Below are 26060 nucleotides of genomic sequence, written 5' to 3'. Positions count from 1 at the left end.
ACAGGTTTGACATCGCCGCCTTCGGAACCGATCATGGTCTGGTGAAGGCCGGCGTTCGGTGTGGACGTCAGAAGCGGGGTGTGTCGCTCTGAGGTAATGGGTATTTGTGGCGGAGAGGGAGGTCGTGATGAGGCGAAGGCATCTGGTGTTGGGCGTGACCGTTCTTTTGGTACTGAGTTGTGCGGGTCCGTCCGAGGAGCCTGTCGCGGTCGAGGAGGTGGCGGAGGTTCAGTGGGAAAAGGTCCTTCCAGGCTTGATGAGCGACACTCAGAAGGCACAGCAGGAGCTGGTGGCGACCGCCGTCAACGCGTTGGCCGCCGAGATGATGGGTGAGCTCACCGCCGCCCTCGATGCCGGTGATCCGACTGCGGCAATCGGTGTGTGCAAGGACAAGGCGCCGAACGTGGCGGCGCACGTGAGCGGCATGTACGGCGTTAAGATCGGGCGGACCTCCTACAGGCTGCGGAACCCGGCCAACGTCGCGCCGAAATGGGCCGAGGAGTACGTGTCGGAACTGGTCGACGATCCAACATTCGTTGCGGGACCCAACGGCGAGCTCGGCGCCCTTCTGCCGATCAGGCTCAAGGCTGAGTGCCAGATGTGCCACGGCCCTGCGGAGGAGATCGACGACGGCGTGATGGCGGCAATCTCGGACGTCTATCCGAATGATCTGGCGACCGGATTCGTCGAGGGCGACCTTCGGGGCTGGTTCTGGGTCGAAGCACCCCCTGGCGAGGCGGAAACCGCAGCGACCGAAATGTAGCCCACCGCCCAACCTTGAGCCCGATGCTCGGTCCTGGATCCTCGATCCACCCGCGCTGTCGACGAGGTAGCCTGAAACCGAAAATACCGGCGCATCCAACATCGAATATCCAACATCCAGCATCCAGCATCCAGCATCCAGCATCCAGCATCTAGCATCTAGGATTGAGAGTCTGTTGGGCGAGTGGAATTGACACGGGAATGGATTCGGGGTAGGTTCGCGTTTGGATTGCATATGGCAATGACTTGTCATCACCACCACCACCATCATGGACATACTCCAGCTGGGGCCAGGTGACGGTGTAGGTACATTCAGACCGAAACCACGACGCCGGCCCCGCCGGCGTCTTTTTTTGTCGGCGCCGCGCGAGGTCGGGAAAGGAAAAACATGGTTCCGACCACTCTGAAATTGGCAGTGCCAAAGGGCAGGATGTACGACGGCGTCTTCTCTCTCCTCGACGAGGCCGGAATTCACATCAGCCAGACGGCGCGGAGCTACAGGCCTCACATCAGCCTCGCGGGATGCGAGCTGAAGATCCTCAAACCACAGAACATCGTCGAGATGCTGCACGCGGGCTCGAGAGATCTCGGCTTCGCAGGGGCGGATTGGGTCGCCGAGCTCGACGGCGACCTCGTGGAGCTGCTCGACACCGGACTCGATCCGGTGCGCGTGGTGGCAGCTGCGCCGGCGTCCCTGCTGGTCGATGGTGAGCTTCCTCTGCGGCGCCTGGTGGTCGCTTCAGAGTACGAACGGCTGGCGCGAAAATGGATTGAAGGTCGTGGGCTCGACGCGCATTTCGTCAGGTCGTACGGAGCGACCGAGGTCTTTCCACCTGAAGATGCCGACTTGATTGTCGACAACACCGCAACCGGTTCGACCCTCGAAGCCAACGACCTCGAGGTGGTCGATGTTCTCGCCGAGTCCTCAACCAGGCTCTATGCCTGCCCGAGGGCACTCGATGACCCCGGCCTCAGATCGCAAATCGAAGATCTGGTGCTGCTGGTTGAATCCGTTCTCGAAGCGCGGCACAGAGTGATGGTCGAGGTCAATGTCTCCGAGGAGAAGCTTCCCGACCTGCTCGAGGTGTTGCCCTGCATGCGCCAACCGACGGTGTCGCCGCTGGCCGGCGGTGAGGGGTATGCCGTCAAGGCGGCTGTGCCGCGGGTAGACCTGCCGGGGGTCGTTCCGCGGATCAAGGCTGCGGGCGGATCGGATATCGTCGTCACTCGCCTGGCTCAGATCGTTGCGTAGGAGGTCAGATGGGAGACAAGGAATTGTTGGTCCGGCCGAACCCCATAGTCCAAGGGCTCTTCCCCTACGTCGTCGACCGCCCGGGGATCGACCCGGACCTGGTGCTCGATTTCAACGAAAGCCTTGCCCCTCCACCTGCACTCGCCGGGGACGAGCTACAGATCAATCGGTATCCCGAGTATCGGGAGATCGAAGCGGCGATCGCCGAATTCTTGGGAGTCGATTCGGAATGGGTCCTGGTCACCAACGGGGCGGACGACGCCCTCGAGAGAACCGTTCGCTGTGCGGTGGCACCGGGGCGTCGAGCGGTTCTCGCCACACCCAGCTACGGGATGATCCGGCGGTTCGCTGTTCTGGCCGGTGCCGAGATCAGCGAAATCCCTTGGTGGAGCGGCGACTACCCGGTCGACGAGGTGTGCCGCCTGGCCGGAGATGACTGCGGCCTGGTGGCAGTCGTCAGTCCTTCGAACCCGACCGGCGCCTTCGCTTCACCATCCGCGTTCAGGTCCCTGCTCGAGCGCCTGCCGGAAACCCTCGTGCTCCTCGACCAGGCGTACGTCGATTTCACGGACCCGGAAAACGACCTCGCGCCGGTTGCGAAGGAGTACCCGAACACCGTCGTCGTGAGGACCTTTTCGAAGGCGTGGGGCTGTGCGGGCCTGAGAGTGGGCTGCGCGATCGCCGACCCCCGGGTGATCGACTGGCTGCGGCGTGCCGGCCTGCCGTTTCCGGTCTCGACCCTGTCCGTGGAAGCCACGCTGTTTGCGCTCCAAGGTGGCCCGGACCGCGCCCGCGTGGCGTTGATCCGAGAGCAACGCGATGCCCTGACCGAGTTCTTGGTTGATCTCGGCGTCGAGGTACTGCCGTCGGAAGCGAGCTTCGTGTTCGCGCGGTTCGAAAATTCGGAGCTGGTTTGGCGGAGTCTCGGCGCGTTCGGAATCTCGGTGCGCAGATTCCCAGGGCGGACCGATCTCGATGGCTGGCTGCGGATCACCATGCCGGGTGACGAGGCGAACTTCGATCGTCTCAGGCGAGCTTTACAGACCGTTCTCGCCCCGGGTGCTCTGCTCTTCGACATGGATGGTGTTCTGGCTGATGTCTCGCAATCCTATCGGCGCGCCATCATCGAGACTGCGGCCGCATGGGGTGTGGATCTCTCGACCGAAGATGTAGCTCGGGCCAAGACACGTGGTAACGCGGCCAACGATTGGGAGCTGACGCGACGCCTGCTGGAGGAACGTGGAGTCAGTGTCCCGCTGGCCGAGGTCACCGAGCACTTCGAATCCCTGTATCAGGGGACTGAGGACGCACCGGGATTCCGCCGATACGAGACCTTGCGGATTGGCCGCGCCGGCCTCGAGCGGCTCGCGGCAGAGTTTCCGCTCGGTGTGGTCACCGGACGCCCCCGGTCTGATGCCCTGCGTTTCCTGGAGGAGCAGGGCGTAGAGGACCTGTTCTCGACGGTCGTGTGCATGGAAGACGCGCCGCCGAAACCGGACCCGGCGCCAGTGCATCTCGCGCTCGAGAGAATGGGAGTCTCGAGCGCATGGATGGTCGGTGATACGCCCGATGATCTCCGCGCTGCCGGTGGGGCGGGCGTGCTTCCGATCGGCCTTGCCGCGGCCGGTGACGATCCGGGGTCGGCTGAGCACGCGATGCGGACCGCGGGAGCGGCATGGGTGATGGGCGATCCACAGGAGATAGAGGAGCTGATGCCATGAAAAGGCGAACCGCGAAGATAGAACGTGCAACAGGGGAAACGATTGTCAATGGAGCGGTCACAATTGACGGTGGGCGCCAGATCTCGGTCGCCACCGGAATCGGCTTTCTCGACCACATGCTGATGAGCCTCGCGTTCCATGCAGGCTGGGATCTCGAGCTCGAGTGCAAAGGAGACCTCGAGGTCGATGATCACCACACCGCCGAGGATTGTGCCCTCGCCCTGGGCGCGGCGCTCGATCGTGCACTGGGTGACCGCGCCGGTATCGCGCGCTTCGGCTCGGCGCACGCGCCGCTCGACGAGGCGCTGGCGCGCGCAGTCGTCGATCTCTCGGGGCGCCCGTGGCCGGAAATCCATCTTGGCCTCGAGCGGGAGATGCTGGGCGGTCTGGCGAGCGAAAACGCCATTCATTTCCTGGTCTCCCTGGCTATCAGCCTGCGAGCTGCAGTGCACGTCGATGTATTGCGGGGCGAGAACGATCACCACCGTGCGGAGGCCGCGTTCAAGGCCCTGGCCCTGGCCTTCGGAGCGGCAATGGCCGCGGCCGATGACGGCAGAGTGCCCAGTACGAAGGGCGTTCTCGATGCGGGCGGCTGACGATGAGCGCAGACGTTTTGATCGTGCGCACAGGTGCGGCCAATCTCGCCTCGGTGGTGGCGGGCTTTGAACGGGTCGGCCGATCGGTGCAGGTCACGGACAACGCCTTTGCGGTGAGAAATGCGAAACGGGTCGTGCTGCCGGGCGTCGGGGCATTCGCGCCTGTCGCCGAACGCCTCGGGAAGAACGGTCTCGGCGAGGCCATCCGCTTTCGGGTCACGGAAGACCTGCCCACGCTCGCCGTGTGCCTCGGACTCCATCTGCTGGCGGAGGGCAGCGACGAGGGGATGGACACCGGCGGGCTCGGGATCCTCGAGGTGCGGGCGTCACGCTACCCGGATTCGGTCGTCGTGCCTCAGCTGGGGTGGAATTCGATAGCTGCCGACAGTAACTGCCATCTTCTGAGCGATGGAGTTGCCTACTTTGCCAACTCCTACCGGATCACCGACCAACCCCCAGGCTGGAACGTCGCCTGGAGTTCCCATGGCGGCCAGTTCGTTGCCGCTGTGGAGCGAGGCAACGTGCTCGGATGTCAGTTTCACCCGGAGCTTTCGGGGGCGTGGGGAGAGCGGCTGATCACGCGCTGGCTTGCCTGTAGGAGTGAGACGCAATGTTGATGCGAAGGGTCATTCCGTGCCTCGATGTCCACGCCGGGAGGGTCGTCAAGGGTATCCAGTTCCAGGCCTTGCGCGATGCGGGCGATCCGGTGGAGCTGGCCGAAATGTACGCCGACCAGGGAGCGGATGAGCTGGTCCTGCTGGACGTCAGTGCGACGCCGGAGGGACGGGCCAACGCGCTGGAAACCGTGCGCGCGGTGCGGCGGCGGCTGCCGATTCCGCTCACCGTCGGCGGCGGAGTTCGGGCTCTCGCCGATGCGAGGGAGCTGCTCGAGGCCGGTGCCGACAAGGTCGGCGTCAACACGGCTGCAGTGTCCCGTCCGGAGCTCTTGACCGAGATGGCGGAGGAGTTCGGTTGCCAGTGCACGGTTCTGGCGCTCGACGCGGCTCGGGTGGGCGACGGCTGGCGGGTGGTCGTCCGCTCCGGACGTGACCGGTTGGAGCTTGACGTCGTCGATTGGGCAACGACCGCGGTAGCGGCCGGTGCCGGCGAGGTCCTTCTCACCAGCTGGGATCGCGACGGTACGCAATCGGGCTACGACCTCGAACTCCTCGAGGCGGTCTGCGGCGCGGTGGGCGTTCCGGTGATCGCGTCCGGCGGAGCCGAGACTGCGGAGCACATGGCCCAGGCCCTGTTGGCGGGAGCGGACGCGGTCCTGGCGGCTTCGATCCTGCACGATGGCCACACCACAGTGTCGGCCATCAAGCGGCGGCTGGCGGCGCTCGGCATGGAGGTGAGGCTGTGATCGTTCCATCGATCGACATCATGGACGGGCAGGCGGTGCAGCTCGTGGGTGGCCGGGAAAGGGCACTTGAGGCTGGTGATCCCCTCGCGGTGGCCGAGCGTTTCGCAGTCGCTGGTGACCTGGCGGTGATAGACCTCGATGCTGCGCTCGGGCGCGGTTCGAATGCCGGCGTGATCGGCGAGATCGTGCGCCGGTTCCCGTGTCGCGTCGGCGGTGGCATCCGCACTGTGGAGTCCGCGCAGGACTGGCTCGACCGGGGCGCCCAGCGGGTGATTCTCGGGACCATGGCCACTCCGGACGTCCTCGGCCAGCTGCCCCGTGAGCGGGTCATGGCCGCCCTCGACGGTGTGGACGGTGAGGTGGTTGTCGAAGGCTGGCGGCGTGGCACCGGCGCCAAGGTCCTCGACAGGTTGGAAGAGCTGAAGGCGGACGTGGGCTCCTTTCTCGTGACCTTTGTCGAGAGAGAGGGCCGTCTCGGCGGGATCGATCTGGATGCGGCCCAACGGGTGGTCGACGCCGCAGGTGGCACACCGGTCACGATTGCCGGCGGCATCACGACCGCCGAGGAAGTAGCGGCCCTCGATCGGATGGGCGCCGACGCCCAGGTGGGAATGGCAATCTACACCGGCCGGCTCGGATTGGCCGAGGCGTTTGCAGCGCCGCTCGGCAGCGACCGGCCGGACAGCCTCTGGCCGACGGTCGTCGTCGATGAGCTCGGGGCGGCCCTCGGCCTGGCCTACTCGAGCGCTCGAAGTCTGCAGACGGCATTCGATATGCGGCGCGGCGTCTACCAGTCTCGATCGCGAGGCCTGTGGATAAAGGGGGAAACCTCGGGCGCGACCCAGGAGCTTCTGCGAGTCGATGCCGACTGCGACCGCGATGCGCTTCGCTTCACTGTTCGCCAGCGGGGAGACGGCTTCTGCCACCTGGGCACCCGAAGCTGCTGGGGGAATGACAGAGGCCTGAACGCCCTCGAGCGGCGCCTCGTATCGAGGCTCGAGCACGTCCCGGAGGGATCGTTCACCGCCCGTCTCGCTGCAGACCCGGATCTGCTTGCGGCCAAGCTCATCGAGGAGGCGGGAGAGCTGGGTGAAGCGATGAGTCAGGACGAAGTCGTGTGGGAGGCAGCAGACCTTTTCTATTTCACCGCTGCTGCGTTGGCCTGCCGCGGTGTGAGTCTGGCCGAGGTGATGGCCGAGCTCGATCGCCGCTCTCTCCAGACTCGTCGCCGCGACGGGAGCACGACGTTTGCCTCTGGAGAGAAATCATGAAGCTTCGACGAATCCGACCGGAAGACGTGAGGCACCTCGACCGCCAGCCCGTGAGTCGGGAGAGGCTTGAGGCTGCCGCCGAGATCGTGGAGGCGATTCGATCGGAAGGGGTGGCCGCGGCGCGGCGATACGCCGAGCAGTTCGGGGAGATCCGCGAGGGTGGAGCGATGGTCGTCGACCGCACACAGCTGGTCGCTGCACTCGAGGGCATCCCGCGGGCCGATCGCGACCTGCTCGAACGAACGGCTGACCGAATCGAAACCTTCGCGCGCGCCCAGCGCGAAGCCCTGTCGGAGGCCACGATCGAAATCCCGGGCGGGCATGTCGGCCATCGCATCGCTCCGGTCGGGCGGGCCGGATGTTACGCGCCGGGAGGACGATACCCTCTGCCGTCGTCGGTCCTGATGACGGCGGTGACGGCACGGGTTGCGGGCGTCAAAAGCGTGGTGGTGGCGTCTCCACGTCCGTTGCCGGTGACTCTGGCCGCAGCGGCGGTGGCGGGCGCTCACGAGGTGCTTACCCTGGGCGGGGCGCACGCGATCGCCGTGCTCGCGGTCGGTATCGACGGTTTCGAGCCGTGCGATCTTGTGGTCGGGCCGGGCAACACCTGGGTGACGGCTGCCAAGCAGCTGGTTTTTGGAACCGTCGGAATCGACATGCTGGCCGGGCCGTCCGAACTTGTGATTCTGGCTGACGACAACGCCGACGCGGCGACGGTGGCCGCCGATCTCCTGGCCCAGGCTGAACACGACCCCGACGCGCTGCCGGTGCTGGTGTCCACCTCGGAGGAGTTGGTGGCGAGTGTCGATGCCGAGATAGAGTGCCAGCTCGAAACCCTTCCAACGAGAGCGATCGCGGAGCAGGCCATGGTGAACGGTTTCGCGGTGGTCGTACCCGATCTGGAGACTGCGGCTTCGATCTGTGGCCGGTTGGCGCCCGAACACCTCCAGGTGATGACGGAACGGCCCGAAGACGTGGCATCGCAGCTCGACTGTTGGGGCGGCCTGTTCATCGGCGACGGCAGCGCCGAAGTGCTCGGTGACTACGGCGCAGGGCCCAACCACACGTTGCCAACCGGCGGTGTGGCCCGATATCGCGGCGGGCTATCGGTCTTCGATTTTCTCCGGGTTCGGACGTGGATGGAGATTGATAATCTCTCGGAGGCCGGCGAGACAGTCGAAGACTCGATCGCGCTTGCTCGCCTCGAGGGGCTGGAGGCCCATGCCCGCGCGGCCGAGTTGAGGCTGAAAGAGAGAATACGCGCGTCATCACGTTCAAACGTTTAAACGTTGAAACGTTTTAACTGCTACGTGTAGAGGCGCTTGGCCACGTACTCCTTGACCACATCGCGGGCGTACTCAAGGACCTGCTCCGGGCCTTCTCCAGGCTCGGCGTAGTCCGGAGTTTCAATGATGTCGGTCGCCATGTCAGACCACCAGTCGGATTGCAGGGTCAGTTCGACGGCCTCGGGGGTAAACCCGATCGCCTCGAAATCGTCGGCGTTCGGTTCATCGAAGGTGATTGCGATCCCGTCAGTGGCGTCGGCGAGGTGTATCCGCCCCTGGATCCACTCGTACATTCGTCTGATTTCGTCAGCGTCCATCGTGACCTCCGCGCGGCACAGCAATTGTAGCTGGTCGAGAGGAGGGCTCAACGGCCCGACGGGTTCCCCCATCCACCCGGCCACGGCGCGACGGCTCCTGCTCCCCAAATCGCCAGCGATGTACTTTGCCGTCTCGCCGTCCTGCCGTCGAGCCGTCTCGCCGTCTCGCCGTCCTGCCGTCGAGCCGTAAAGCCGTATGGCCGAAGGCATTGTTACAGTGGCGGCATGGAGAAACTGCCTTTTGACGTGAGGATTGAGTTGGACGGCTGGGAGCTGTTCTGGGCCTTCCTGACGGTCGGAGAGGACCAGAGCGGACTCGCCGGCCTGAAAACCGATGTCGTGTCAGCCGTGAGAGAGAGGTTTGCCGACACGGCCTCCATCGGCGGCCACCCGACGGTAGTGGCGATGCGTAAGCTCTTTCGCGCCGCGGGGTGCGACCCGACGCGCTATCGGCCGGCATCGGAAGCCTTATTGCGACGGCTGGCCAAGGGTTCCGACCTGCCCGCGATTCATCCACTGGTTGACGTCAACAACTGCCTGTCTGCAGAGCTCGCGGTGCCGTGCTGCGTGATGGCCGAGGGTAGTCTCGGAACCTCGCTGGTCTTTCGATCCGGAAAGGAGGGCGAGAGCTACGAATCACTGCGGGGGCCGTTCAACGCCGAGGCAAAACCTCTGCTGGTGGATGAGATCGGGCCAATCGACACGCCGATCACCGGCAGCGAGCGGGTCAAGGTGCAGTCCGGCACCACGTGTGCCTGGCTGGTGGCGTATTTGCCGAAGGACGTGGTCCCGGTCGAGGCCGCCTGGACGGCGCTCACGACCATCGCCGGCGAAGCCGGAGTCGGAGTTGTGCGCTTCGAAAGTTCCTGACGGTTTCTGTCGGCCTGCGCGCAAGTCACATATTGCCAACAGGTTTGACATCAGCAAGGCTGGGGTTCATCATGGTTCCGTGAGGCCGTTGGCCAAAATGACCGTGGTTCTCGTTGCGGCCACGCTGTTGGCGTGGCACGGGGTGATGCTGGCAACGCCCCACGATCATGCCGACACCAAGGTTCCGCAGGAAGAGCTTGCCTGCTCGGCCTCTCATCCTTCGTCGCAGACCAGCCACTTGCACCATTCGGGTCGGATGCTGTCGCGCCAAATCTGCCTTGCCTGTCTCGCCGGTACGACAGTTGCAGAAGCGCCCGAGGTCAGTGGTGTCGAATCGATAACGATCGGTGGATTGGCCACCAGCGCGGCCTCACCTGATCTGCGGTCCAGGTTGCGCACCGAGCTTCCCCTGTTGCGAGGCCCCCCCCGCAGCGCCTGAATCGGATTTGGAACCCGACCGATTTTCAGACGACAGGGGAGAAGACAATGAAAAGACAATTCAATCGTGTCGCGAGCCTCTGGCTGGCGGCTCTCATCGTGGTCGTGGGCACAACCGTCGCACAGGAATCGGAACCGACACCGGTACCGGGGCCGGCAGCGACTCCGACCGCAGAAGAGCTGCAGCGACAGATCGAGGAGCTGAACCGTCAGCTGCAGGTTGTCCAGCGACAACTGGAGGAGCTCAAAAAACAACAGGAGCTGGAGCGGAAGCAGGCCGAACTCGAAGAACTTCGCAGGGCAGCCGCGGCGGAGGCCGCGAAAACAGGGGCTTCCGACCAGGTGGACACGGCGACCAAGTTCGCGTCGGGTACCCGCATGCAGCCCCAGCTCAATCCGGAACTCTCGGTCACGGGTGACATCTTCTTCGTCGGTGGGGAACACGAGAAGGAAGAGGTGCTGGCCGATCACTTCGAGCTCGACATCCAGTCGTATCTCGATCCGTTCACGAAGATGCATGTGGTCATCGGTTACCACGGCCCCCACCACGAGACCTCCTTCGGCATGGACGACCATGAGCACGAGGGCGAGGAGAACGGCGCTGAAGCGGACGAGCATGACCACGAGGGCCTCGGGCTGGGAGAAGGCTACATCACCTGGCTCCAGCTTCCCGGCAACACCTCGCTCACCGTCGGCAAGAAGCGCCAGCAGTTCGGGGTTCTCAATCGGTGGCACAAGCACGCCCTCGACCAGACCGACTTCCCATGGGTCATCCAGGAGAGCTTCGGCCCGCATGGTCTGGTTGGCACCGGCGTGTCGGTGGACTGGCTGATGCCGAGCTTGTGGGCAAGCAGTAATGAGCTCACGGTCGAAATCATGAACGGCGACAACGAGGTTGCCTTCGCCGGGTCCGACTGGAAGCGACCGACCTTCCTCGCTTCATTGATGAGCTACTGGGACCTGAGTACGAACACGTACCTGCAGGCCGATCTCACCGCCCTCCACGGTGTCACCGACCACGACGGCGACCTCGACCACAACTTCCTGGCCCTCGACCTGGCCTACGACTGGTACCCGGCAGGACGTGAGCACTACCGCGGCTTCACCATCCGCGCCATGCTCCTACGATCGTGGCTGGACCTCGCGGAAGGCGCCAGCCTCAACACGTGGGGTTCATACCTTTACGGACAGTACAGGCTGACGTCGCGCTGGATCGCCGGCGTACGCTGGGACTGGGTCGAGGACCAGCGTCAGGCTGGCCACGACACCTGGGGGTTGTCGCCCTACCTGACGCTCTGGCAGTCGGAGTTCGTGAGGCTTCGAGGACAGGCAACCTACGAGAAAGACAACTTGTATGGGACTGATCGGCGGTTCCAACTCCAGATTACTTTTGCGGCCGGCCCGCACAAGCACGAAAGCTATTGAGGGGGTTCCATGAGAAGAACGAAACCAACCCTGGTCCTCGTGGTGGCGACCTTGCTCGCCTTTCCGCTGGCGGGCGAGGCGACTGTCAAGGTGGTCACGACGCTCCAGGACTACGCGGCCATCGCGCGTGATATCGGCAGGGAGCGCGTCGAAGTCGAAGCCATTGTCACTGGAAATGCCGATGCCCATTTCATCAAGCCAAAACCTTCTTACGCGATCATGCTGAAGGAGGCCAATCTATTCGTGAGCACGGGCCTCGACCTCGAGCTCTGGGCTCCAGTGCTGGTCAACAAGTCGGGGAACCGGGCAATCGTCGATGGCGCGGATGGCTACGTTTCCGCCTCCCACGATGTGGCGCTCCTGGAGAAGCCCGCGTCGATGGATCGATCGGCCGGGGATGTTCATATCTACGGTAACCCCCACATCACCACATCGCCAGTCAATGTCTCTGTGATTGCCCGCAACATCGCCACTGGCCTGTGCAAGGTGGATCCCGCGGGGTGTGAGGCCTACAAGGTCAACCTCGACGATTTCAATGATCGGCTCGCCCGGCGCCTGTACGGCGACCGATTGTTGGAAGCCCTCGGCACCGAGACCCTCGACTCGCTCGCCCAGAATGGTCGTCTGGTGCCGTTTCTCGAGGAGCATGGGCTGCTCGGCGAGCTTGGTGGCTGGCTAGGTGAAGCGATGCCGTTTCGAGGCCAGAAGCTCGTGTGCTATCACAAGAATTGGGTCTATTTCACAACCCTTTTCGGTCTTTCCGTGGTCGACTATGTCGAAGTCAAGCCGGGCATCCCGCCAACTGCACGTCACGTTGCGGATCTTGTCGAACGCATCAAAGACGAAGACATCCGCGTCCTTCTCACCGCCAATTACTTCGAACGGCGAAAGCCGGAGCTGATTGCAGAGCGTACCGGGATTGTCCCGGTAGTAGTGCCGATGTTCGTCGGTGGGGAGGAGGGCGTCGACTCCTATTTCGACCTTGTCGATCTGTGGATTACACGCTTGCAGAAGGCGTTCGCCGAAACGGGGTGATGTGATGATCGATATGTTGAGCTTCATGGCCGCGCCGTTCGCCGCCTGCCTGGTTCTGGTGGGCCTTCACGCCTATTTCGGGATCCACGTCATCGAACGGCGGATTCTCTTCGTCGACCTCGCGGTCGCACAATTTGCCGCGTTGGGCGCGGTGGTGGGCTTCGCTTTCGGTCAGCACCCCGGCGAGATCGGGTCGACCCTTTTCAGCCTCGCCTTCGCGACAATCGCGGCGGGCCTCTTTGCGCTGACCAGGGTGCGGATCGAAAAACTGCCGCAGGAGGCGATCATCGGCATCACCTTCGTCGTCGCCTCGGCGGCGACGATCCTGGTCGCGGACCGCGCACCGGAGGGCGCCGAGCACATCAAGGAGACCCTGGCAGGGTCACTCCTGTGGGTGACCTGGCCGACCGTGATCAAGGTGCTGGTGATCTATGTCGGCATTGGTCTTCTCCACTGGTTTCTTCGCCACCGTTTCATGCTCATCTCGACCGATCCCGAAGAGGCCTACGAGCGTGGTTGGCGGATTCGCTGGTGGGACTTCCTCTTCTATCTCAGCTTCGGTGTCATGATCACCTTTTCGGTCGAGATCGGTGGCATCCTCATGGTCTTCGCCTACCTGGTCATCCCGGCCTGCGTCGCCATTCTGTTGCATGCCGGGATGCGCTCACGTCTGGTCGTCGGCTGGATCGTGGGCGTCGTCGGGTCCGGTCTCGGCCTAATCGGTTCCTACTACCTCGATCTGCCGACCGGACCGGCAATCGTCGTCATCCTCGGTTTATTGCTCGTGGCGGCCTGGCTCGTCGAAAGACGCTTCTCATGATCTTCACGTTTCGAGGTGTCTGAACGTCGGCAGGACCCTCTCGAAGATCAGCAGCAGAATGAAGGGGATGAAGAGGATCGCCAACGCCGCGAGAATGCCCTCCTTTTCAAATAACCCGGGGACGTAGGTCTCCCGGAAGCCGGTCATGCTCTTCGAGAACATCTGGCCGCCGATGACTACGTTCCAACGCATGGCCAGAACCTGAAGCAGCAGCAGGAGCGAGGAAACCATGGTCAGCGTGTTGAGGATCCGGTCGTCCATGTAGCGACCCATCAAGACCACGATGCCGAGCAGAATGAGCGGGATCAGCCCGCCTCCGACCATCTGCAGCGAGATGAACGAGAAGGAAAGCTGGTGAGTGAGGAGATGGCCAATAACCTCCCACTCTTCGGCCCTCTCGTAGGCCAACATCATGATTTCGAGGAGTTCCATGGTCAGCGACATGATCATGAAGAGCCACAGCCAGCGCGCCATTGCCGAGATCGCCGGGCGGTCGATTGGCATGCCTTTGAGCTTCATCGCGATCTGGTAAAGCACGATCAACAGGGCGATGCCCGACACCATGGCCGAGAAGAGAAAGATCACCGGCATCAGTGGCGTCGACCACCACGGGTTGGCCTTGAGGGCGCCGAACAGGAAACCGACGTACCCGTGCAGCAGACAGGCCATCGGAATGCCGATCGCTGCGAGCACCCGAATGATCTTGCGATCGATTGCCTGTGCCTCCGGAGAAGTGTCATAAACGCCGAGGGCGAGGGCCGCGAACAGCCAGCGTTTGATTCCCCGAGAGTGGGCTGCGGTTTCGATGATATCGACCCGAAAGACGAACCACACCTCGAGGAGAAGGACGATGAAGTACGAGGCGTAGAGAATCCCGAAGCCCGCCATCGCCGAGGTGAAGTTCGGGGTCACGATGATGTTGATCGCACGTTCCGGATGACCGAGGTGGTTGAGCAGAGGCAGCCCGGCGACCACGAGGAAGCAGAGTGCCGTAGCGAGCGCGAAGCGACCGAGTGGTTCGAGATCTTTGCGCCCGAAGACGTGGTACAGAGATGAGACGAGGAATGCGCCGGCCACCAGCCCGGTGATGTACGGGTACAGCACGATCATCAGGCTCCAGTGGATATGGACATCATTCGGAAACAGGTAACCTGTCAGCTCCGGGAACATCAACACACCTCCATGTCGAGGCCGAGGTAGAAAGCCTGTGGACGGGTGAGCAGCTCGGGTTGGAGTACCTGGATAGGGCGGGTGGCGAGGATCTCCATAACGTCGTCATCGGGGTCGTGGCGGTCACCGAGACGGCGCGCCCCGACCGGACAGATCTGAACGCAAGCCGTCTTCTGTCCCGCGGTGATGCGGTGATAGCACAGGGTGCACTTGTCAGCAGTGTGGGTTTCGGGGTTGATGAACCGGCTGCCGTACGGGCAGGCCTGGACGCAGTAACCGCAACCGATGCAGTGTTCGGGATCCACCAACACGACACCGTCACGGGTGGCGAATGAGGCGCCGACCGGGCACACCTGAATGCAGGGCGTCGCTCGGCAGTGATTGCACAATTTCGGCACGAAGAATCCCTTGCGAACGTCGAGGCCGGTCGGAACGGCATCGAATCCGTGTTCGGCACCGTTGGGAGATTCGATGAAGGCCTCGCCTTCAACCGCGATCTCGTAGCGTTCAACCCACGTTCGGTACATATGTGGCGGGACCGAGTTTTCTGCTCGGCAGGCTCGGACGCAGGAGCCGCAGCCGATGCACTTCGTGGTGTCGATGAGATAGACCCAGCGGTGCCGGTTCCAGTCGTACTCGGCCCCATCGACACCAGCCGACGTCCCCTCGGGGAGGACGAGGGCTATGACCATGCTGCCGGCAAGAGCGGTGCTCGACCGGCTCAAAAACTGGCGGCGAGAAATCGTGGCGGGCGGCTGAGCAGGTTTTTTGTCATGAGGTGCCATGATGCCTCCTCGAAATCAAAGCGGTGAGTGGGGATCGTGACATTGGAAGCAGGCGTCGACGGTCAGTTCACCGCCGTTTTCTGCCACATGTTCGCGAACCTCTATCTGCGGGAAATCGGCCGGGCGCGCTTCAAGCCTGAGATGGCAGAGCTCACACAGTTCTCGGCTGCGGCGTACCGGCATCTCGGCCAGCATCTCCCCATCGTCGAGGTTGACGTGGAGTGCCACCGGACCGTGGCACAGCTCGCACTGCACGGAGACGTGCGCTCCCGCGGCGTGATCGGCGAACTCGACGTCGTGGCACATCGCGCACGAGTCGTTGCCACCGTGGCGGATCGGTTTGTTTCGGTGCTCGGCGACGGCATCCCCTCTGTACCAGCCGTACTGGCCCCAGGTCTCCGGGACGAAGAGCAATCGCCCGAGGACCATGGCAATCAGCACGGCGAGCAACAAAATGGCCGCCCGAAAAACGTGCTTGGTGTGAGTGAGAGGACTCTCAGGGTTCATCGGGCGGAACCTCCTTGGTCAACAAATGGTTCTCGAGACGTTCATGGGAATCCAGCGTGAAGAGCCAACGGAGGAAACACCGTTGTGGAGGTGCGTTGTCTGGCGGCTTCGCCGGCAGCCGCTCGAGCGAGATCAGCCCCGAAATGGGACCATCGTGTCGGCGCGGCCATGTGGGCAGACTTGGGAGCTCGTCACGCGAGGCCAACCAGACAAGGGGATTTCGAATCTGGCGCGGGGGATCCGCGTGGTCGGAACCTGGTTCGTTTGACGCCATACGCCGAATTTGAGCCTGCTCAGCTGGTCGGTTAGGCGACCGCTCTGTGGCTTCCAGCAGCTCCTCGCGCTCGAGGAGCCATCTCCCGAGCGTCAGACAACGCTGCCAGAATCGGTGGCGTTCGGCTGTCGTAGGTGGTGAAGGTTTCACTTCAGAATCAAACCTAATCGTGATCAAATGAGCATTATCGCAATTATGGTATCTTCGAAGCCGGACAGTTTCAAGACCCTTTTATCATTTATAGACTCTGTCTCAGGAGCAATACATGGAGGAGCGTCTCGAAAAATTGGAAGAGGCGATCAAGGCTCTTGAGAAAGCGTTCAGCCGGCTTGAGCGCCGGATCGGTGTCATCGAGAGCGGGAATGTCGAGGGTTGGGAGCCTGATGCCGGCGACGACGGTTTGATCGAAGCTGACGAAACCGCGCCGGCACCGGACCCACTCGCTGATCAGTGGGCGTTGTCCGCTATCAAAGGCACGCCGGCGCTGGTTGGCAGAAGCCTGTTGGTTTTGGCCGGCGCATTTCTGCTGCGAGCGTTCACCGAGGCGGGGAAACTGGCAACCGGGACTGGAGTCGCCCTTGGGCTTGCGTATGCGGCGAGCTGGATTGTCGCCGCTGCTTTGGCTGCGCGCAAGGGCGCTCGGGCGAGCGCCGGTTTTTTCGGGGTCTGTGCGGCGTTGATCGCTGGCCCGTTGATTTTCGAGGCATCTACCGAGTTTGGGGTCTTGTCGCCGACCGGTAGTGCGGTCACGCTCGCTATCATGACCGCGGCGGGTCTCGTAGTGGCCTCGCGATGGCGATTGCCGGAATCGGCATGGGTCTTCGTCATTGGTGCCATGGTCACCAGCGCCGGCCTGGCCTTCGGGCGTCCTCCAGGAGAGGCGGCGACCGCTGTGCTGGTCGCGGTCGGACTCGCGGTGGCGTGGTCAGCTGGTGTTCACAGATGGGAGTCCCTGAGGTGGATAACCGCCGTTGGCGCGGATGTCGGTGTGCTCCGCCTGACCGCGATGGCGACAGTTCCCGAGGGTCCACATGGAATCGACCCTCCTGATGTACTCCTGGTAGTCATTCTCCAAGGGGCTCTGTTATTGGGTTACGCCGGATCGTCGTTCGCTCGCGCGGTCCGGGGACGCCATCAGATTCGGACCTTCGATTACCTGCAGACGGCCCTCGTGTGGACCATCGGTTGGGGAGGCACGATCGCGCTTGCCGAATTTCACGGAATCGGGACGCGGGGTTTGGCGGCATTTGCTCTTTGTATCGGCCTCGTGTTTTACGTGGTGGCATTCTTTGTTGTCGAGAGGCGACCGGGTGGCAATCAATCGTTCCTTTTCCTCTCGTCGTTCGGTCTGGCCCTGGTGCTGCTCGGTCTCGCCGAAACGATCGGGTCGGCGAGCTCGGTTGCGTGGGCAGTGCTGGCCTTGATCGCCGCCGCAGCCGGCAGCCGATGGGACCGTTTGGCGCTGCGAGTGCACGCCGTCGTTCTGCTGCTGGCGGCGTGGATTTCGAGCGGTGTGGTCACCGAAATGGTGGGAGATCTCGGCGGTCAATCGAGGCTCGAGGCGATTCCGAACGTCGGAGCGATACTGGTTGCTCTCCTGACTGTCCTCGCGGCGCTGGTCCTCCTGTTTGACCGCAGGCGTGAGGAGTCCGGGTGGCTGGAGCGGTTGCCACTGACCGTCCTGCTCGTGATGAGCGGATTGGTGTTGGCCTCGATGATGGTGTCGGTGGCAGAGTTGATGGCGCCGAACGCAGCGGGTTGGATGGGAACGGTCGCCCTGTGTATGATGACCATCCTCTGCGCGGTCCTCGCCTCGCGTTGGGGAGTACGAGAAGCTGGCTGGCTCGTGTATCCCCTGTTGGCCGTGACAGGGCTTCGAATTGTTCTTGTCGACCTCGTTTCGGGCCGGACGGTCGTTTTCGTGATCGTGCTAGCGGCCTACGGCGCGACTCTCATCACATCAACGAAAATTCTTCGCTCGAGACGGTATTCGACCGAAACATGAGTGGACTGGCGGGCGATTAACCCTTTTGATTCGTCGGGTCCTCGGCTTCGCGCCGGAGGTTGTTGGTGCAGTCCTCGTAAGCGTGCTGCACCCCGGTTCGGATCAGTGTGCGGAGATGATCGTCGGCGAGGCTGTAGTAGACGGAGCGCCCTTCCCTGGCCGCCTGCAGCATGGCTCGGTCGCGGAGCAATCGCAGTTGGTGGCTGACTGCGGAGACAGAAAGTCCCGTGTGCTCGGCAATCTCGGAAACGTTCAATCTGTCCTGGGTGGTGAGGGCGTGGACGATGCGAATACGCGTGTGGTCGGAAATTGAGGAAAAGAGTCGACTCAGGCACTCGACAACCCACTCCGGAAGCGATTCAGGAGCAGTCGGAGAATCCTCTAATTTGTTCATGCATTCATATTCTCAAGAATTCTGACCGCCGTCAAATATTGAGATTTTCATTTGTTTTCAAGACTCGATCTCTGTGAATAGACCCTCCGAGATCCAGGTGCGAAACCACCGGAACACCTTCGCCTGCTGCCGCGGGGACTTCGACGCGGCTGCGGCAGCAAGGGCGTCTCCGAGGGGGGCCGCAGCGACGATCTCACGCAGAAGATCGTATTCCGCGCGGCTCAGTTCGAGGCGGAGAACCGAGTAATCGCGGCGATACAACGCGACCCAGCTTGCGCGGCGGCGTGGACTTGGCGCCGGTCGGTCCTCGTGGAAGGCGACCAGGTGCGGGATGACCGCGTGCTTGAAATCCAATAATCGGAATGCGGAGATAGGGCGCAGCCGTGCCGTTTCCCAGGCGTCGGGTGGTACCGCTTCCAACTCCTCGGAGCCGAGAATGGGAGATTCCTCTTCGTCGAAGACTTCTGTCATGGCCAGCTCGAGCCTGGCGAGGTCGTAAAGAAAGGCGGCCTGGGGCCACTCCGGCTCATCGACGAAGAACTGCGGAAGGTGGTCGCCGAGCCGGTTGAGCGTGTAGCTGGTGGACGGAAAGCGCTGAACGTACTCCGCCACAAGGTGGCCGAACTGGTGGTCGCCCAGGTGATAGCGGATCACCGGGTAGTCGGTCTCGAGCGCCTCCTCCATCCGCATCATATACATCCCGTGGTAGACGCCGACGCGTTCGACGGCGGTCATTGAATGTGATGGAAGTACTACGTCGGTCAGCCGGCCGCTGGTGATGTGTCGAGTGGCGTCGTCGGCCTCGATGGCTTCCTCGACGGCTCCGGGGTGAACGACGACCTCCTGCATCCAGCGTTGCAGGCGTGCGAGCCCGGGCCGTTCAGGCGACATCGGCGACCTCCTCGCGGCGCCAGCCTTCAGCCTTGAGCACCTCCCGGTGCACGATCTCGAAGGGGGGAATGTCGGCATCCCATTCGAGCAGGGTGGCGCGCAGCCCGACGTTGCGAATCGTGTGGCCGAAGAGCTCCCACACCGGGTCCACGACGTGATCCGAGTGGGTGTCGATGATGTGGGTCCCCTTGTTGGTGTGGCCGGCCAGATGGTACTGGCAGACGCGGTCGGCCGGGATGGCATCGATGTAGGCCACCGGGTCGTAGCCATGGTTGTAGGCCGAGACATAGACGTTGTTGACGTCGAAGAGCAATCCACAATCGGCCTCCTCGGCGAGACGGACGACGAATTCCCACTCGGTCATGTCGTTGTCGGCGAACTCCAGGTACGTCGAGGGGTTTTCGAGCACCAGGGGCCGCTCGAGAAACTCTTGCACGATTTTGATGCGGTTGATCGAGTGGACGAGAGTCTCCTCGGTGTAGGGGAGGGGCAGGAGGTCGTGCGTGTTGCGGCCGAGCACCCCCGTCCAGCAGATATGGTCTGAAATCCAGAGTGAGCCGGTGCGTTCAGCCAGAGCCTTGACCTTGGCGAGGTAGTCGAAGTCTATCGGATCGGTGGAACCGATCGACATCGACACGCCGTGCATGACCGTCGGGTAGCGCTCGGCAATCTGATCGAGCATGAAAAGCGGACGGCCGCCGGTGTCGAGGTAGTTCTCGGTCAGGATCTCGAAGAAGCCGATGTCGGGTTTCTCCGAGAGGATGTGCGCGTAGTGAGTAGTGCGGAGACCGACCCCGAGTCCGAGGTCCGGAAATCCCCAACGGTTGTCTTTCATTGATGACCCCCTTGTGTCTTCGAGCCAGCGCTCGCAGCGAGAGTGCTCGCTCCAAGTCGCGGGCCCCGGAACCCGAGTCCGGGGCCCGCGTCACGTGGTTTCTCAGGCGTCCTTGACGGGGACGGCGCAGCCGCCCTTGCCCTTGCAGGAGTTCTTGGCGGCGCAGCCATTGTCACCGGACTTGCAGCCACCGAGGCCCTTGCAGTCGTTCTGGCCCTTGCAGGAGTGCCTGGCATCTTCGGACGCGCAGCCGCCCTTGCCCTTGCAGGAATTCTTGCCGGCGCAGCCGTTGTCACCCGACTTGCAGTTGCCCTGGCCCTTGCAGTTATTCATGCCCTTGCAGGCATGGCGCTCGGAGTCCTTCGCCTGGTCGGACTTGCCGCCACAACCGTCCTTGCCGCCGCAGCTGTTCTGGCTGACCTCGGTGGTGGTAGCGGCCGAGCTTGCAGCCGGCACCATCACGCCCGCTCCAGCGATCATGCCCGCCATCGCCGCGTTGACCAAGAGCTTTTTCATTTTCTGAGAGTTCATGATTTCCCCTTTCTTTCTTTTTCGAATTCCTGCGCACATATTAATATTCCGGATTGAGTCTGCGTCTCGATGAGTTTCTATGTTTCAAAGTTGCTCTTTGCGGCCTGTTGGTTACAGCGGGGTTAGAGATTGTCGGGATTCAGCGAGCCGACAGGGGTCTGATGTGAGAGCAGGAATTTCTTCATCAGCGCGTCGAGGCTCAACTTGCCGGCGCCGTAGAAGACGAGCCACATCAGGAAGAGGAGAAAGGTGAAGGCCGTGACGTCGGTCGGTGAGATCTGGGACGCGCCGCTCCAGGCAGCCAGCAGATCGGCAGTGTCGGCGGTCAATAGCGCAACCACCATGGTGACGGCCAGGCCCGAAGCGAAGAAACGGGTGAAGAGACCGACAATCAACATCAACCCGCCGACGGTTTCCATCGAGGCCACCAGACCGGCGTTGAAGGCCGGGAATGGGATCCCGAGCGAGTCGAAGAAGCCGATCACATTTTCGAAGTTGCGAAACTTGCCGGAACCGGCCCGGAAGAATGCCAGCCCGATGACCAGCCGGGTGGCCAGCGGAGCGATGAAGGCCAGACTGGCCGTTATCCGGTCGACCATGCCGCTCGCGCGTTGCAAAGTTTCTCTGAATTCCATGGTTGCCTCCTGAGCGTGGATTCAGACCCTTTTATGCGCATCGCCGGCGATCGGTTTCATCGTGTCCAACCGTCCGCGTTGACGCACGGCGCCTCGAAGCTGATGCGGTTTACTCGAAGTCGATTGGAAATCAGATGATCAACCGAACCCCACCGAGTTCTTCCAACCGGTACGGGAAATGATCCCCGGGGGATCCGATAAACATGAAGTTCTTGGGCACCTGCCAGCGCTTCGAGAGCTTGTCGATCAATTCGGGACCGAACTCTCCCTCCACCTCGACGTACTCGATGTCGATCTCGGGGTAGGCCTCGTCGAGGAACTCGAGGTCCTGCGCGAGCCTTTCTGGTATTTCCTTCTTGTCGGTGTACGCAATCGCCACCCTGATGCGGTTGGTGTGTTCGTTACGCCGCACATAGAGCATGGCCTGGTTGAGGTTTGCGATGCTGTCGCCGCGGGTGAAGAAGACGAAACGCTGTGAGTTGATCTGGTCGATTTTGTCAAGAATGGCCTTCGCTGCCCGCGAGGTGTGTTTCTGGATCGACTCGCTTACAGACTGGATCGCAAATAGCATGATCCGCATGATCTCGATTCGGCTCAGCATGACGCCGACGATCAGGATTGCCGGCACGAAGTATCCGAGAAAGACTCTGAGGTAGGCGGGGTTGAGAAGGATGTTTCCGACCAGTGCAGCCACCACGGCGGCGATAGCCACGAGGACCGAGGGCCACGACGCGATGGTCGGTCGCGGAAGGCTCGCCCTTCTGATCTTGAGCAGGATATTACCGACGCCAAAGAGCGCCATCACCGCCAGGAAGGAGATCGTGTAGACGCCGGCCAGCTCGCCAAGGTTTCCCTGCGTCCACAGAAGCACCGACACCGCGAGCAGGAAAAAGGCAATGATGATCCAGTGAGTGGTACCCAACCGGTTGGTTCTGAGGAGGAATTGCGGCAGGCACCGATCGAGGGCCATGCGTTTGACGAGCCCGGTCACACCGACGTAGGACGTCAGAACTGCACCGGACAAAACCAGCGCGGCGTCAACTGACACCAGTACCGACAGCCATTTTCCACCCGCGATGAGTCCCATGTGGGAGAGCAGGGCTTCCTGATTGTGGGCCACCGCGGAGATTGGCACCAGTGCAAGCGCCAGCAAGGCCATCGATGGATTGAAGAAGCTGACCGCTGCCCACATGTTGCGCAGGGTTTTTGGGAACACGCCGCGTTCCTGTTCCTCGACGAAGTTGGCGGAGCTTTCGAAGCCGGAGATCCCGAGCATCGCCGCCGCGAAACCAAAGAACAGTGCCTGCGGAACGCTGATTTCCATCGGCGCGGTGAGATTTTCACCCAGGGTCGCCGGCCCGCCACGCAGCACGAAGAAAACACCCACTCCGAGGAGCAGGACGAGGGTCGTAATGTGTGTGATGAAGATCAAGACCGCGACCCTGGCCGACTCGCCGATACCCATGATGGTCAGGAACATGAAGGCCGCAAGGAGGACAATGGTCGCCGCGATCACCGGCAAGCCATGCCACAGTGAATGCACGTAGTGCATCGCTTCGGAAGCCGAGATCACCGCGGTCGCCATGTAGGACAGGAGAGTCAAACAGGCCGCCAGCGATGCGACCCTCTTGCTGGTAGTGTTGAGGAGCGCGTTGTAGGCGCCTCCGTTGAGCGGCAGCGCGCCGACAACCTCCGCATAAATCTTGCGGTAGAGGAAGAGAACCGCGGCGACGATCAGGAGCGCAACCGGCGCCCATTTGCCTGCCTGGAGGACGGTCAAGGCAGACACGTAGAGGCAGGACGAGGTGATGTCGTTGCCGCAGATCGCGGTCGCCTCGAGCTGGTTGAGTTTGTAAGCCGGATCCCTGTGCTTATCTGTCATCGCTTCCCCTACAGGATGCCACGTTCCGCCTCGACAGGTCTCCTGCGGCGAATGCCAGCGTGACCCGCCGACCGAAAGACCCGTTGCTGAAATCGGCCAAATCGAAACAAGACACCCGTGGGTTACCCCTTCTTTCGCATCTGTACCAGCCCGATCACTGCGATGACGAGACCCACTGTGAAGCCCGTGATTTGCCTCCATCCAATCCCGGTTCCCTCACCGATACCGATGACATCGGCCGTCAGGCTGATGAGGGACAACATGACTCCGACGACGAGAAGAACGACCGGTTTGTTCATGACTCTTCCTCCATTTCAGTCACCTGGTGGCCAATTGCCGGAACGGAAGTCCTTGCGTCCTGCACCTTCGAGTCCGAAGTTAGCCGTCGGTACCACCACCACGCCGCCGCAACTACCACCAGGCCACCGATCACCGAGCCTGCCGCTGCGCCCGGATACGGGCGAATGATCGCCTCGCGGAACGCCCCGAGCGCGCTGCCGGCGGCGGTGACGGTCGGAACGATCGTCGGCTGGTACCGCAGAACGAGCACCCAGACAGAGAGGAGGACGACACCCGTGAGCCCGCCCTCCACGAGCCACATTGGGATGCTCTCGATGCCCTCGCTTCCGGTCACGACGAGGCCGAAGAGCACCAGCACCGTGGAGGCCAAACCCTTTCGTCTCCGCCAGCTGTCGGTTGCCGTGTTGAGGGTCAGGACCGCGAGCAGGAAAAGCGCAGTGCCGGTGATCCACGAGGTAACGGTACCGAACGCAGTGCCGAGGAGCGGGAGAAAGTCGCCTGCTGAGGAGAGGTCTGGCCACGACGGCATGGTCGAGGGCGCGAGGCTCTGTCCAACCGCTCCGAGGGCCGCGAGCAGCGCTCCGAGACCGAATCCGGCCGCGATTGAGGCGCGGTCGGCATTGCCGGATTGCTCCGGCACCATCCGGTGAGCGAGTCCGATCAACAGGGATGAAACCGCGGCGATCCCGGTCATGGCGATGAGGCCGCCGACGATCAGGATGGCGGTCTGTAGCTTGAATGGTTGGGCGGTCACGAACTGCGCACTCGCGGAGCGGAAGCTGTTGAAGATCTGGAGACCACCGACAACCGCCAGGAAGGCGAAGAAGACGGCAAAGGTCGAGGAGGCGAATCGGTGCCGGCTCCAACGGACGATGGCGAAAACCGCTCCGGCGAGGTAGAGGAGGACTAGGAGAATGACAGATGCGATCTGGGCCACGCGGGTGACGCCTCGACGATTCCGCCATGCACGCTCCCACTCTTCGGGAATATGGACAAAACGACCGGTCGCCACGACCTCATCGCCCGCGATATCGATCGCGATCCGCGCCTCTCCGGATTCCAGCGGATAGCCTTCACGGTCTTTGAAAACGAAGGACCAGTCGCGACGGTCTGGGAGCTGCGCCGGCTCCGCAGACACCTCCTCGACCTCATCCGGGGAGAGTTCGTACCGGTTGCGAACCGCCTCCTGGGCTATTTTCCGGGCGGCCTCTTCATCGAGTTCGGGTCCTGGGCGGCTTTCGGGTAGCTGATGAGTCATTCGCTGGATCTCACCGTCCGGTCCGATGAAGACGCTGTATTCCTCCGCTCTTTCGGCGACATCGCCTTCGAATCTCGCGTAGCGAACGATCCTTCGTGGGATCGGCAGGTACCGTCCGACCAGCTCCCGATAGGCTTCGGGCCCGCCCTCCTGCCATACGAATCGATCCTGCAGACCCAGTGGTGCGTCCGCCATGCTCAGCTCGCGCCATTCGGGCTCGAGCTCGATCCCGCGCTCGGCAAGCATGGCGCGCGCTGCGGATCGGGCCTCCCGGTCCCTGTGCGAGAGGCCCGGGACATCGGTCGTGAAGTTCGACGTCAGGCCCCAGACGACGATCCCCGCAGCGCCGAGCCAAATGAGGTAGGAGCGCACCTTCGGAGCAAGGTCAGAGGTGACAACTTCAGATCTCGCCGGGGTTGGCGCCGGAGCAGGCGGCGCCTCCCACGCGCGGTTGTAGTCGTCTTCGGGAACTTCTCCGAAGGATCTCGTATACCCTCGCGCGAGCATCACCATCCACAACGGAACCATCGCGAGGACGATGACCAGGCTACGGTCGACCCAGATCCCCGGAGTGTCCGCGGCGAAGAGGGGCAACGCGAACCAGACGACGTCGAAGGCGAAGTGGAGCACGATTGCCGGCACCAGGCCAAAGACCAGGTAGAGCCCCCCGAAACCGAGCGCCGGGATGATCAGCTCCACCAATCGGGCATAGGCTGGTTGGGCCGGGTAGTTGGCGTGACCGGCTCCGAAAATCACCGCCTGCAGCACCATTGCTGCGGCGATCCACAGCCAGGTCTTGCCGAAGCGACGTCCGAGGAGTGCCGCGCCCGCGATCGGAACCGCCCGGAACAGACACTCTTCCCAGAAGCCGGCCTGCAGGGAGTTGGCGATCGAGGTCAGCCACGGGAGGTAGTGGGCGAGCACGTTCGGATCGGTAAGTGCGCTCGACGGCGACCACCAGCCGAAGTTCTTCGCGGCATAGGCGTAGAGCCAGACGTCGTAGGCGAAGAACACTCCGATCAACAGGAAGCCCGCGACCGTCTGGCCGAGGATCGTCTTGGTTGGTGTCACCTCAACCGACCATGTTCGCCAGAACTGAACGTGGTGCGGGAATGCGCGTCTGCCGAGGCTTTCCGCGGCCATAAACGAGAGCGCGAGAATCGCTCCCATGCCTACCAGCTGTCCAAGGGCGATGGCGATCTGCTGGAGGACAAAGGTCTGCTGAGATATCGCGGTGTCGTACCCCATCCACAGAAGCGGCCACCGATTGAGAAATACCAGCGATTGGAGTCCGGCGATCAGTACGGCCCATATGACCGCCGGCTTCCATATGACCCACCTCTGCCTCATCAGAAAGAAGAGACCGATGATACACCCGCCCGCGAAGTAGAGGATGACGACTGCGAAGCCGGCGCCTGCGGCAATGCCATCGTTGGC

General features: G+C 62.6%; 26 protein-coding genes. 14 read left to right on the top strand and 12 right to left on the bottom strand.

All coding sequences use genetic code 11. The annotated features are described in order from the left end of the window. The first annotated feature begins 127 nt into the window (after window positions 1–127). The 8 genes from LJE93_04825 to hisD all read left to right on the top strand — a co-directional run bounded on the left by LJE93_04825 (window position 128) and on the right by hisD (window position 8251). A complete protein-coding gene (locus LJE93_04825; GenBank protein ID MCG6948224.1) occupies window positions 128–763 on the top strand; it encodes a DUF3365 domain-containing protein in 636 nt (211 codons plus the stop codon). Between the two features lie 387 nt (window positions 764–1150). Next, a complete protein-coding gene (gene hisG, locus LJE93_04820) occupies window positions 1151–2014 on the top strand; it encodes an ATP phosphoribosyltransferase (protein MCG6948223.1) in 864 nt (287 codons plus the stop codon). An 8-nt stretch (window positions 2015–2022) separates the two neighbouring features. Continuing rightward, window positions 2023–3735, top strand: coding sequence for a TIGR01548 family HAD-type hydrolase (locus tag LJE93_04815; GenBank protein MCG6948222.1), 1713 nt, complete (start codon window positions 2023–2025; stop codon window positions 3733–3735). Next, a complete protein-coding gene (locus LJE93_04810; protein MCG6948221.1) occupies window positions 3732–4331 on the top strand; it encodes an imidazoleglycerol-phosphate dehydratase in 600 nt (199 codons plus the stop codon). Before LJE93_04815 ends, LJE93_04810 begins: the two co-directional genes overlap by 4 nt. 2 nt (window positions 4332–4333) lie before the next feature. Beyond that, window positions 4334–4948 (top strand): imidazole glycerol phosphate synthase subunit HisH, encoded by a 615-nt coding sequence (gene hisH / locus LJE93_04805; GenBank protein MCG6948220.1) that lies wholly within the window; start codon window positions 4334–4336, stop codon window positions 4946–4948. After that, the gene (hisF, locus tag LJE93_04800; GenBank protein ID MCG6948219.1) at window positions 4942–5694 is read left to right on the top strand and encodes an imidazole glycerol phosphate synthase subunit HisF; all 753 of its coding nucleotides are present in this window, start codon (window positions 4942–4944) and stop codon (window positions 5692–5694) included. Before hisH ends, hisF begins: the two co-directional genes overlap by 7 nt. Further along, the gene (gene hisE, locus LJE93_04795) at window positions 5691–6965 is read left to right on the top strand and encodes a phosphoribosyl-ATP diphosphatase (GenBank protein ID MCG6948218.1); all 1275 of its coding nucleotides are present in this window, start codon (window positions 5691–5693) and stop codon (window positions 6963–6965) included. Before hisF ends, hisE begins: the two co-directional genes overlap by 4 nt. After that, on the top strand, window positions 6962–8251 hold the full coding sequence (hisD, locus tag LJE93_04790) for a histidinol dehydrogenase (GenBank protein ID MCG6948217.1): 1290 nt from the start codon (window positions 6962–6964) through the stop codon (window positions 8249–8251). Before hisE ends, hisD begins: the two co-directional genes overlap by 4 nt. Window positions 8252–8271: 20 nt before the next feature. Here hisD and LJE93_04785 read toward each other — a convergent pair whose 3' ends face one another. Further along, the gene (locus LJE93_04785) at window positions 8272–8568 is read right to left on the bottom strand and encodes a hypothetical protein (protein ID MCG6948216.1); all 297 of its coding nucleotides are present in this window, start codon (window positions 8566–8568) and stop codon (window positions 8272–8274) included. A gap of 225 nt (window positions 8569–8793) precedes the next feature. On the opposite strand from LJE93_04785, the gene LJE93_04780 reads away from it, so the two are divergent. The 5 genes from LJE93_04780 to LJE93_04760 all read left to right on the top strand — a co-directional run bounded on the left by LJE93_04780 (window position 8794) and on the right by LJE93_04760 (window position 13156). Then, window positions 8794–9438, top strand: a complete 645-nt coding sequence (locus LJE93_04780; protein MCG6948215.1) for a hypothetical protein — start codon at window positions 8794–8796, stop codon at window positions 9436–9438. 79 nt (window positions 9439–9517) lie between these two features. Further along, the gene (locus LJE93_04775) at window positions 9518–9877 is read left to right on the top strand and encodes a hypothetical protein (GenBank protein ID MCG6948214.1); all 360 of its coding nucleotides are present in this window, start codon (window positions 9518–9520) and stop codon (window positions 9875–9877) included. Between the two features lie 47 nt (window positions 9878–9924). After that, complete coding sequence (locus tag LJE93_04770; protein MCG6948213.1) at window positions 9925–11301, top strand: hypothetical protein; 1377 nt, start codon at window positions 9925–9927, stop codon at window positions 11299–11301. A 9-nt stretch (window positions 11302–11310) separates the two neighbouring features. Beyond that, entirely contained in the window at window positions 11311–12336 is a 1026-nt protein-coding gene (locus tag LJE93_04765; protein ID MCG6948212.1) for a metal ABC transporter substrate-binding protein, read from the top strand. 4 nt (window positions 12337–12340) lie between these two features. Further along, entirely contained in the window at window positions 12341–13156 is an 816-nt protein-coding gene (locus tag LJE93_04760; GenBank protein ID MCG6948211.1) for a metal ABC transporter permease, read from the top strand. Window positions 13157–13159: 3 nt separating this feature from the next. Here LJE93_04760 and nrfD read toward each other — a convergent pair whose 3' ends face one another. From nrfD to LJE93_04745, 3 genes are read right to left on the bottom strand one after another with little or no spacing between them, the layout of a single operon-like run. Continuing rightward, window positions 13160–14326 (bottom strand): polysulfide reductase NrfD, encoded by a 1167-nt coding sequence (gene nrfD, locus LJE93_04755; protein MCG6948210.1) that lies wholly within the window; start codon window positions 14324–14326, stop codon window positions 13160–13162. Continuing rightward, the gene (locus LJE93_04750) at window positions 14326–15111 is read right to left on the bottom strand and encodes a 4Fe-4S dicluster domain-containing protein (protein ID MCG6948209.1); all 786 of its coding nucleotides are present in this window, start codon (window positions 15109–15111) and stop codon (window positions 14326–14328) included. The genes nrfD and LJE93_04750 overlap by 1 nt, the downstream gene beginning before the upstream one ends. A 15-nt stretch (window positions 15112–15126) precedes the next feature. Continuing rightward, window positions 15127–15618 (bottom strand): cytochrome C, encoded by a 492-nt coding sequence (locus LJE93_04745; protein ID MCG6948208.1) that lies wholly within the window; start codon window positions 15616–15618, stop codon window positions 15127–15129. Between the two features lie 539 nt (window positions 15619–16157). Between LJE93_04745 and LJE93_04740 the strand changes: the two genes are divergently transcribed. Continuing rightward, the gene (locus LJE93_04740; GenBank protein ID MCG6948207.1) at window positions 16158–17897 is read left to right on the top strand and encodes a hypothetical protein; all 1740 of its coding nucleotides are present in this window, start codon (window positions 16158–16160) and stop codon (window positions 17895–17897) included. A 16-nt stretch (window positions 17898–17913) separates the two neighbouring features. Here the strand turns inward: LJE93_04740 and LJE93_04735 are convergent, their stop codons facing one another. The 8 genes from LJE93_04735 to LJE93_04700 form a co-directional block, all read right to left on the bottom strand. After that, on the bottom strand, window positions 17914–18291 hold the full coding sequence (locus LJE93_04735; GenBank protein MCG6948206.1) for a metalloregulator ArsR/SmtB family transcription factor: 378 nt from the start codon (window positions 18289–18291) through the stop codon (window positions 17914–17916). 57 nt (window positions 18292–18348) lie between these two features. Then, window positions 18349–19182 (bottom strand): DNA-binding domain-containing protein, encoded by an 834-nt coding sequence (locus LJE93_04730; protein MCG6948205.1) that lies wholly within the window; start codon window positions 19180–19182, stop codon window positions 18349–18351. Then, window positions 19172–20017 (bottom strand): DUF692 domain-containing protein, encoded by an 846-nt coding sequence (locus LJE93_04725; protein MCG6948204.1) that lies wholly within the window; start codon window positions 20015–20017, stop codon window positions 19172–19174. Before LJE93_04725 ends, LJE93_04730 begins: the two co-directional genes overlap by 11 nt. Window positions 20018–20119: 102 nt before the next feature. After that, entirely contained in the window at window positions 20120–20548 is a 429-nt protein-coding gene (locus LJE93_04720) for a hypothetical protein (protein MCG6948203.1), read from the bottom strand. A gap of 122 nt (window positions 20549–20670) precedes the next feature. Further along, window positions 20671–21183, bottom strand: a complete 513-nt coding sequence (locus tag LJE93_04715) for a DoxX family protein (GenBank protein ID MCG6948202.1) — start codon at window positions 21181–21183, stop codon at window positions 20671–20673. Window positions 21184–21313: 130 nt separating this feature from the next. Continuing rightward, the gene (locus LJE93_04710; protein ID MCG6948201.1) at window positions 21314–23065 is read right to left on the bottom strand and encodes an APC family permease; all 1752 of its coding nucleotides are present in this window, start codon (window positions 23063–23065) and stop codon (window positions 21314–21316) included. A 122-nt stretch (window positions 23066–23187) separates the two neighbouring features. After that, window positions 23188–23364, bottom strand: coding sequence for a hypothetical protein (locus tag LJE93_04705; protein ID MCG6948200.1), 177 nt, complete (start codon window positions 23362–23364; stop codon window positions 23188–23190). Beyond that, the coding region (locus LJE93_04700; GenBank protein ID MCG6948199.1) for a CPBP family intramembrane metalloprotease at window positions 23361–26060 on the bottom strand (2700 nt) is incomplete at its 5' end. The genes LJE93_04705 and LJE93_04700, both read right to left, overlap by 4 nt.

The sequence above is a fragment of the Acidobacteriota bacterium genome (genome assembly GCA_022340665.1).
Classification (GTDB): Bacteria; Acidobacteriota; Thermoanaerobaculia; order Thermoanaerobaculales; family Sulfomarinibacteraceae; genus Sulfomarinibacter.
Note: the sequence above shows the minus strand (reverse complement) of the source record. Positions and strands in the feature narration are given on the sequence as shown.

Coding starts and splice junctions, on each gene's coding strand:
- LJE93_04765 (MCG6948212.1), top strand. CDS start 11,311: ATGAGAAGAACGAAACCAACCCTGGTCCTCGTGGTGGCGACCTTGCTC.
- LJE93_04725 (MCG6948204.1), bottom strand. CDS start 20,017: ATGAAAGACAACCGTTGGGGATTTCCGGACCTCGGACTCGGGGTCGGT.
- LJE93_04760 (MCG6948211.1), top strand. CDS start 12,341: ATGATCGATATGTTGAGCTTCATGGCCGCGCCGTTCGCCGCCTGCCTG.
- LJE93_04730 (MCG6948205.1), bottom strand. CDS start 19,182: ATGTCGCCTGAACGGCCCGGGCTCGCACGCCTGCAACGCTGGATGCAG.
- LJE93_04815 (MCG6948222.1), top strand. CDS start 2,023: ATGGGAGACAAGGAATTGTTGGTCCGGCCGAACCCCATAGTCCAAGGG.
- LJE93_04720 (MCG6948203.1), bottom strand. CDS start 20,548: ATGAACTCTCAGAAAATGAAAAAGCTCTTGGTCAACGCGGCGATGGCG.
- LJE93_04745 (MCG6948208.1), bottom strand. CDS start 15,618: ATGAACCCTGAGAGTCCTCTCACTCACACCAAGCACGTTTTTCGGGCG.
- LJE93_04810 (MCG6948221.1), top strand. CDS start 3,732: ATGAAAAGGCGAACCGCGAAGATAGAACGTGCAACAGGGGAAACGATT.
- LJE93_04710 (MCG6948201.1), bottom strand. CDS start 23,065: ATGACAGATAAGCACAGGGATCCGGCTTACAAACTCAACCAGCTCGAG.
- hisF (MCG6948219.1), top strand. CDS start 4,942: ATGTTGATGCGAAGGGTCATTCCGTGCCTCGATGTCCACGCCGGGAGG.
- hisD (MCG6948217.1), top strand. CDS start 6,962: ATGAAGCTTCGACGAATCCGACCGGAAGACGTGAGGCACCTCGACCGC.
- LJE93_04705 (MCG6948200.1), bottom strand. CDS start 23,364: ATGAACAAACCGGTCGTTCTTCTCGTCGTCGGAGTCATGTTGTCCCTC.
- LJE93_04715 (MCG6948202.1), bottom strand. CDS start 21,183: ATGGAATTCAGAGAAACTTTGCAACGCGCGAGCGGCATGGTCGACCGG.
- LJE93_04740 (MCG6948207.1), top strand. CDS start 16,158: ATGGAGGAGCGTCTCGAAAAATTGGAAGAGGCGATCAAGGCTCTTGAG.
- LJE93_04770 (MCG6948213.1), top strand. CDS start 9,925: ATGAAAAGACAATTCAATCGTGTCGCGAGCCTCTGGCTGGCGGCTCTC.
- LJE93_04825 (MCG6948224.1), top strand. CDS start 128: ATGAGGCGAAGGCATCTGGTGTTGGGCGTGACCGTTCTTTTGGTACTG.
- LJE93_04750 (MCG6948209.1), bottom strand. CDS start 15,111: ATGGCACCTCATGACAAAAAACCTGCTCAGCCGCCCGCCACGATTTCT.
- nrfD (MCG6948210.1), bottom strand. CDS start 14,326: ATGTTCCCGGAGCTGACAGGTTACCTGTTTCCGAATGATGTCCATATC.
- hisG (MCG6948223.1), top strand. CDS start 1,151: ATGGTTCCGACCACTCTGAAATTGGCAGTGCCAAAGGGCAGGATGTAC.
- LJE93_04735 (MCG6948206.1), bottom strand. CDS start 18,291: ATGAACAAATTAGAGGATTCTCCGACTGCTCCTGAATCGCTTCCGGAG.
- LJE93_04780 (MCG6948215.1), top strand. CDS start 8,794: ATGGAGAAACTGCCTTTTGACGTGAGGATTGAGTTGGACGGCTGGGAG.
- hisH (MCG6948220.1), top strand. CDS start 4,334: ATGAGCGCAGACGTTTTGATCGTGCGCACAGGTGCGGCCAATCTCGCC.
- LJE93_04785 (MCG6948216.1), bottom strand. CDS start 8,568: ATGGACGCTGACGAAATCAGACGAATGTACGAGTGGATCCAGGGGCGG.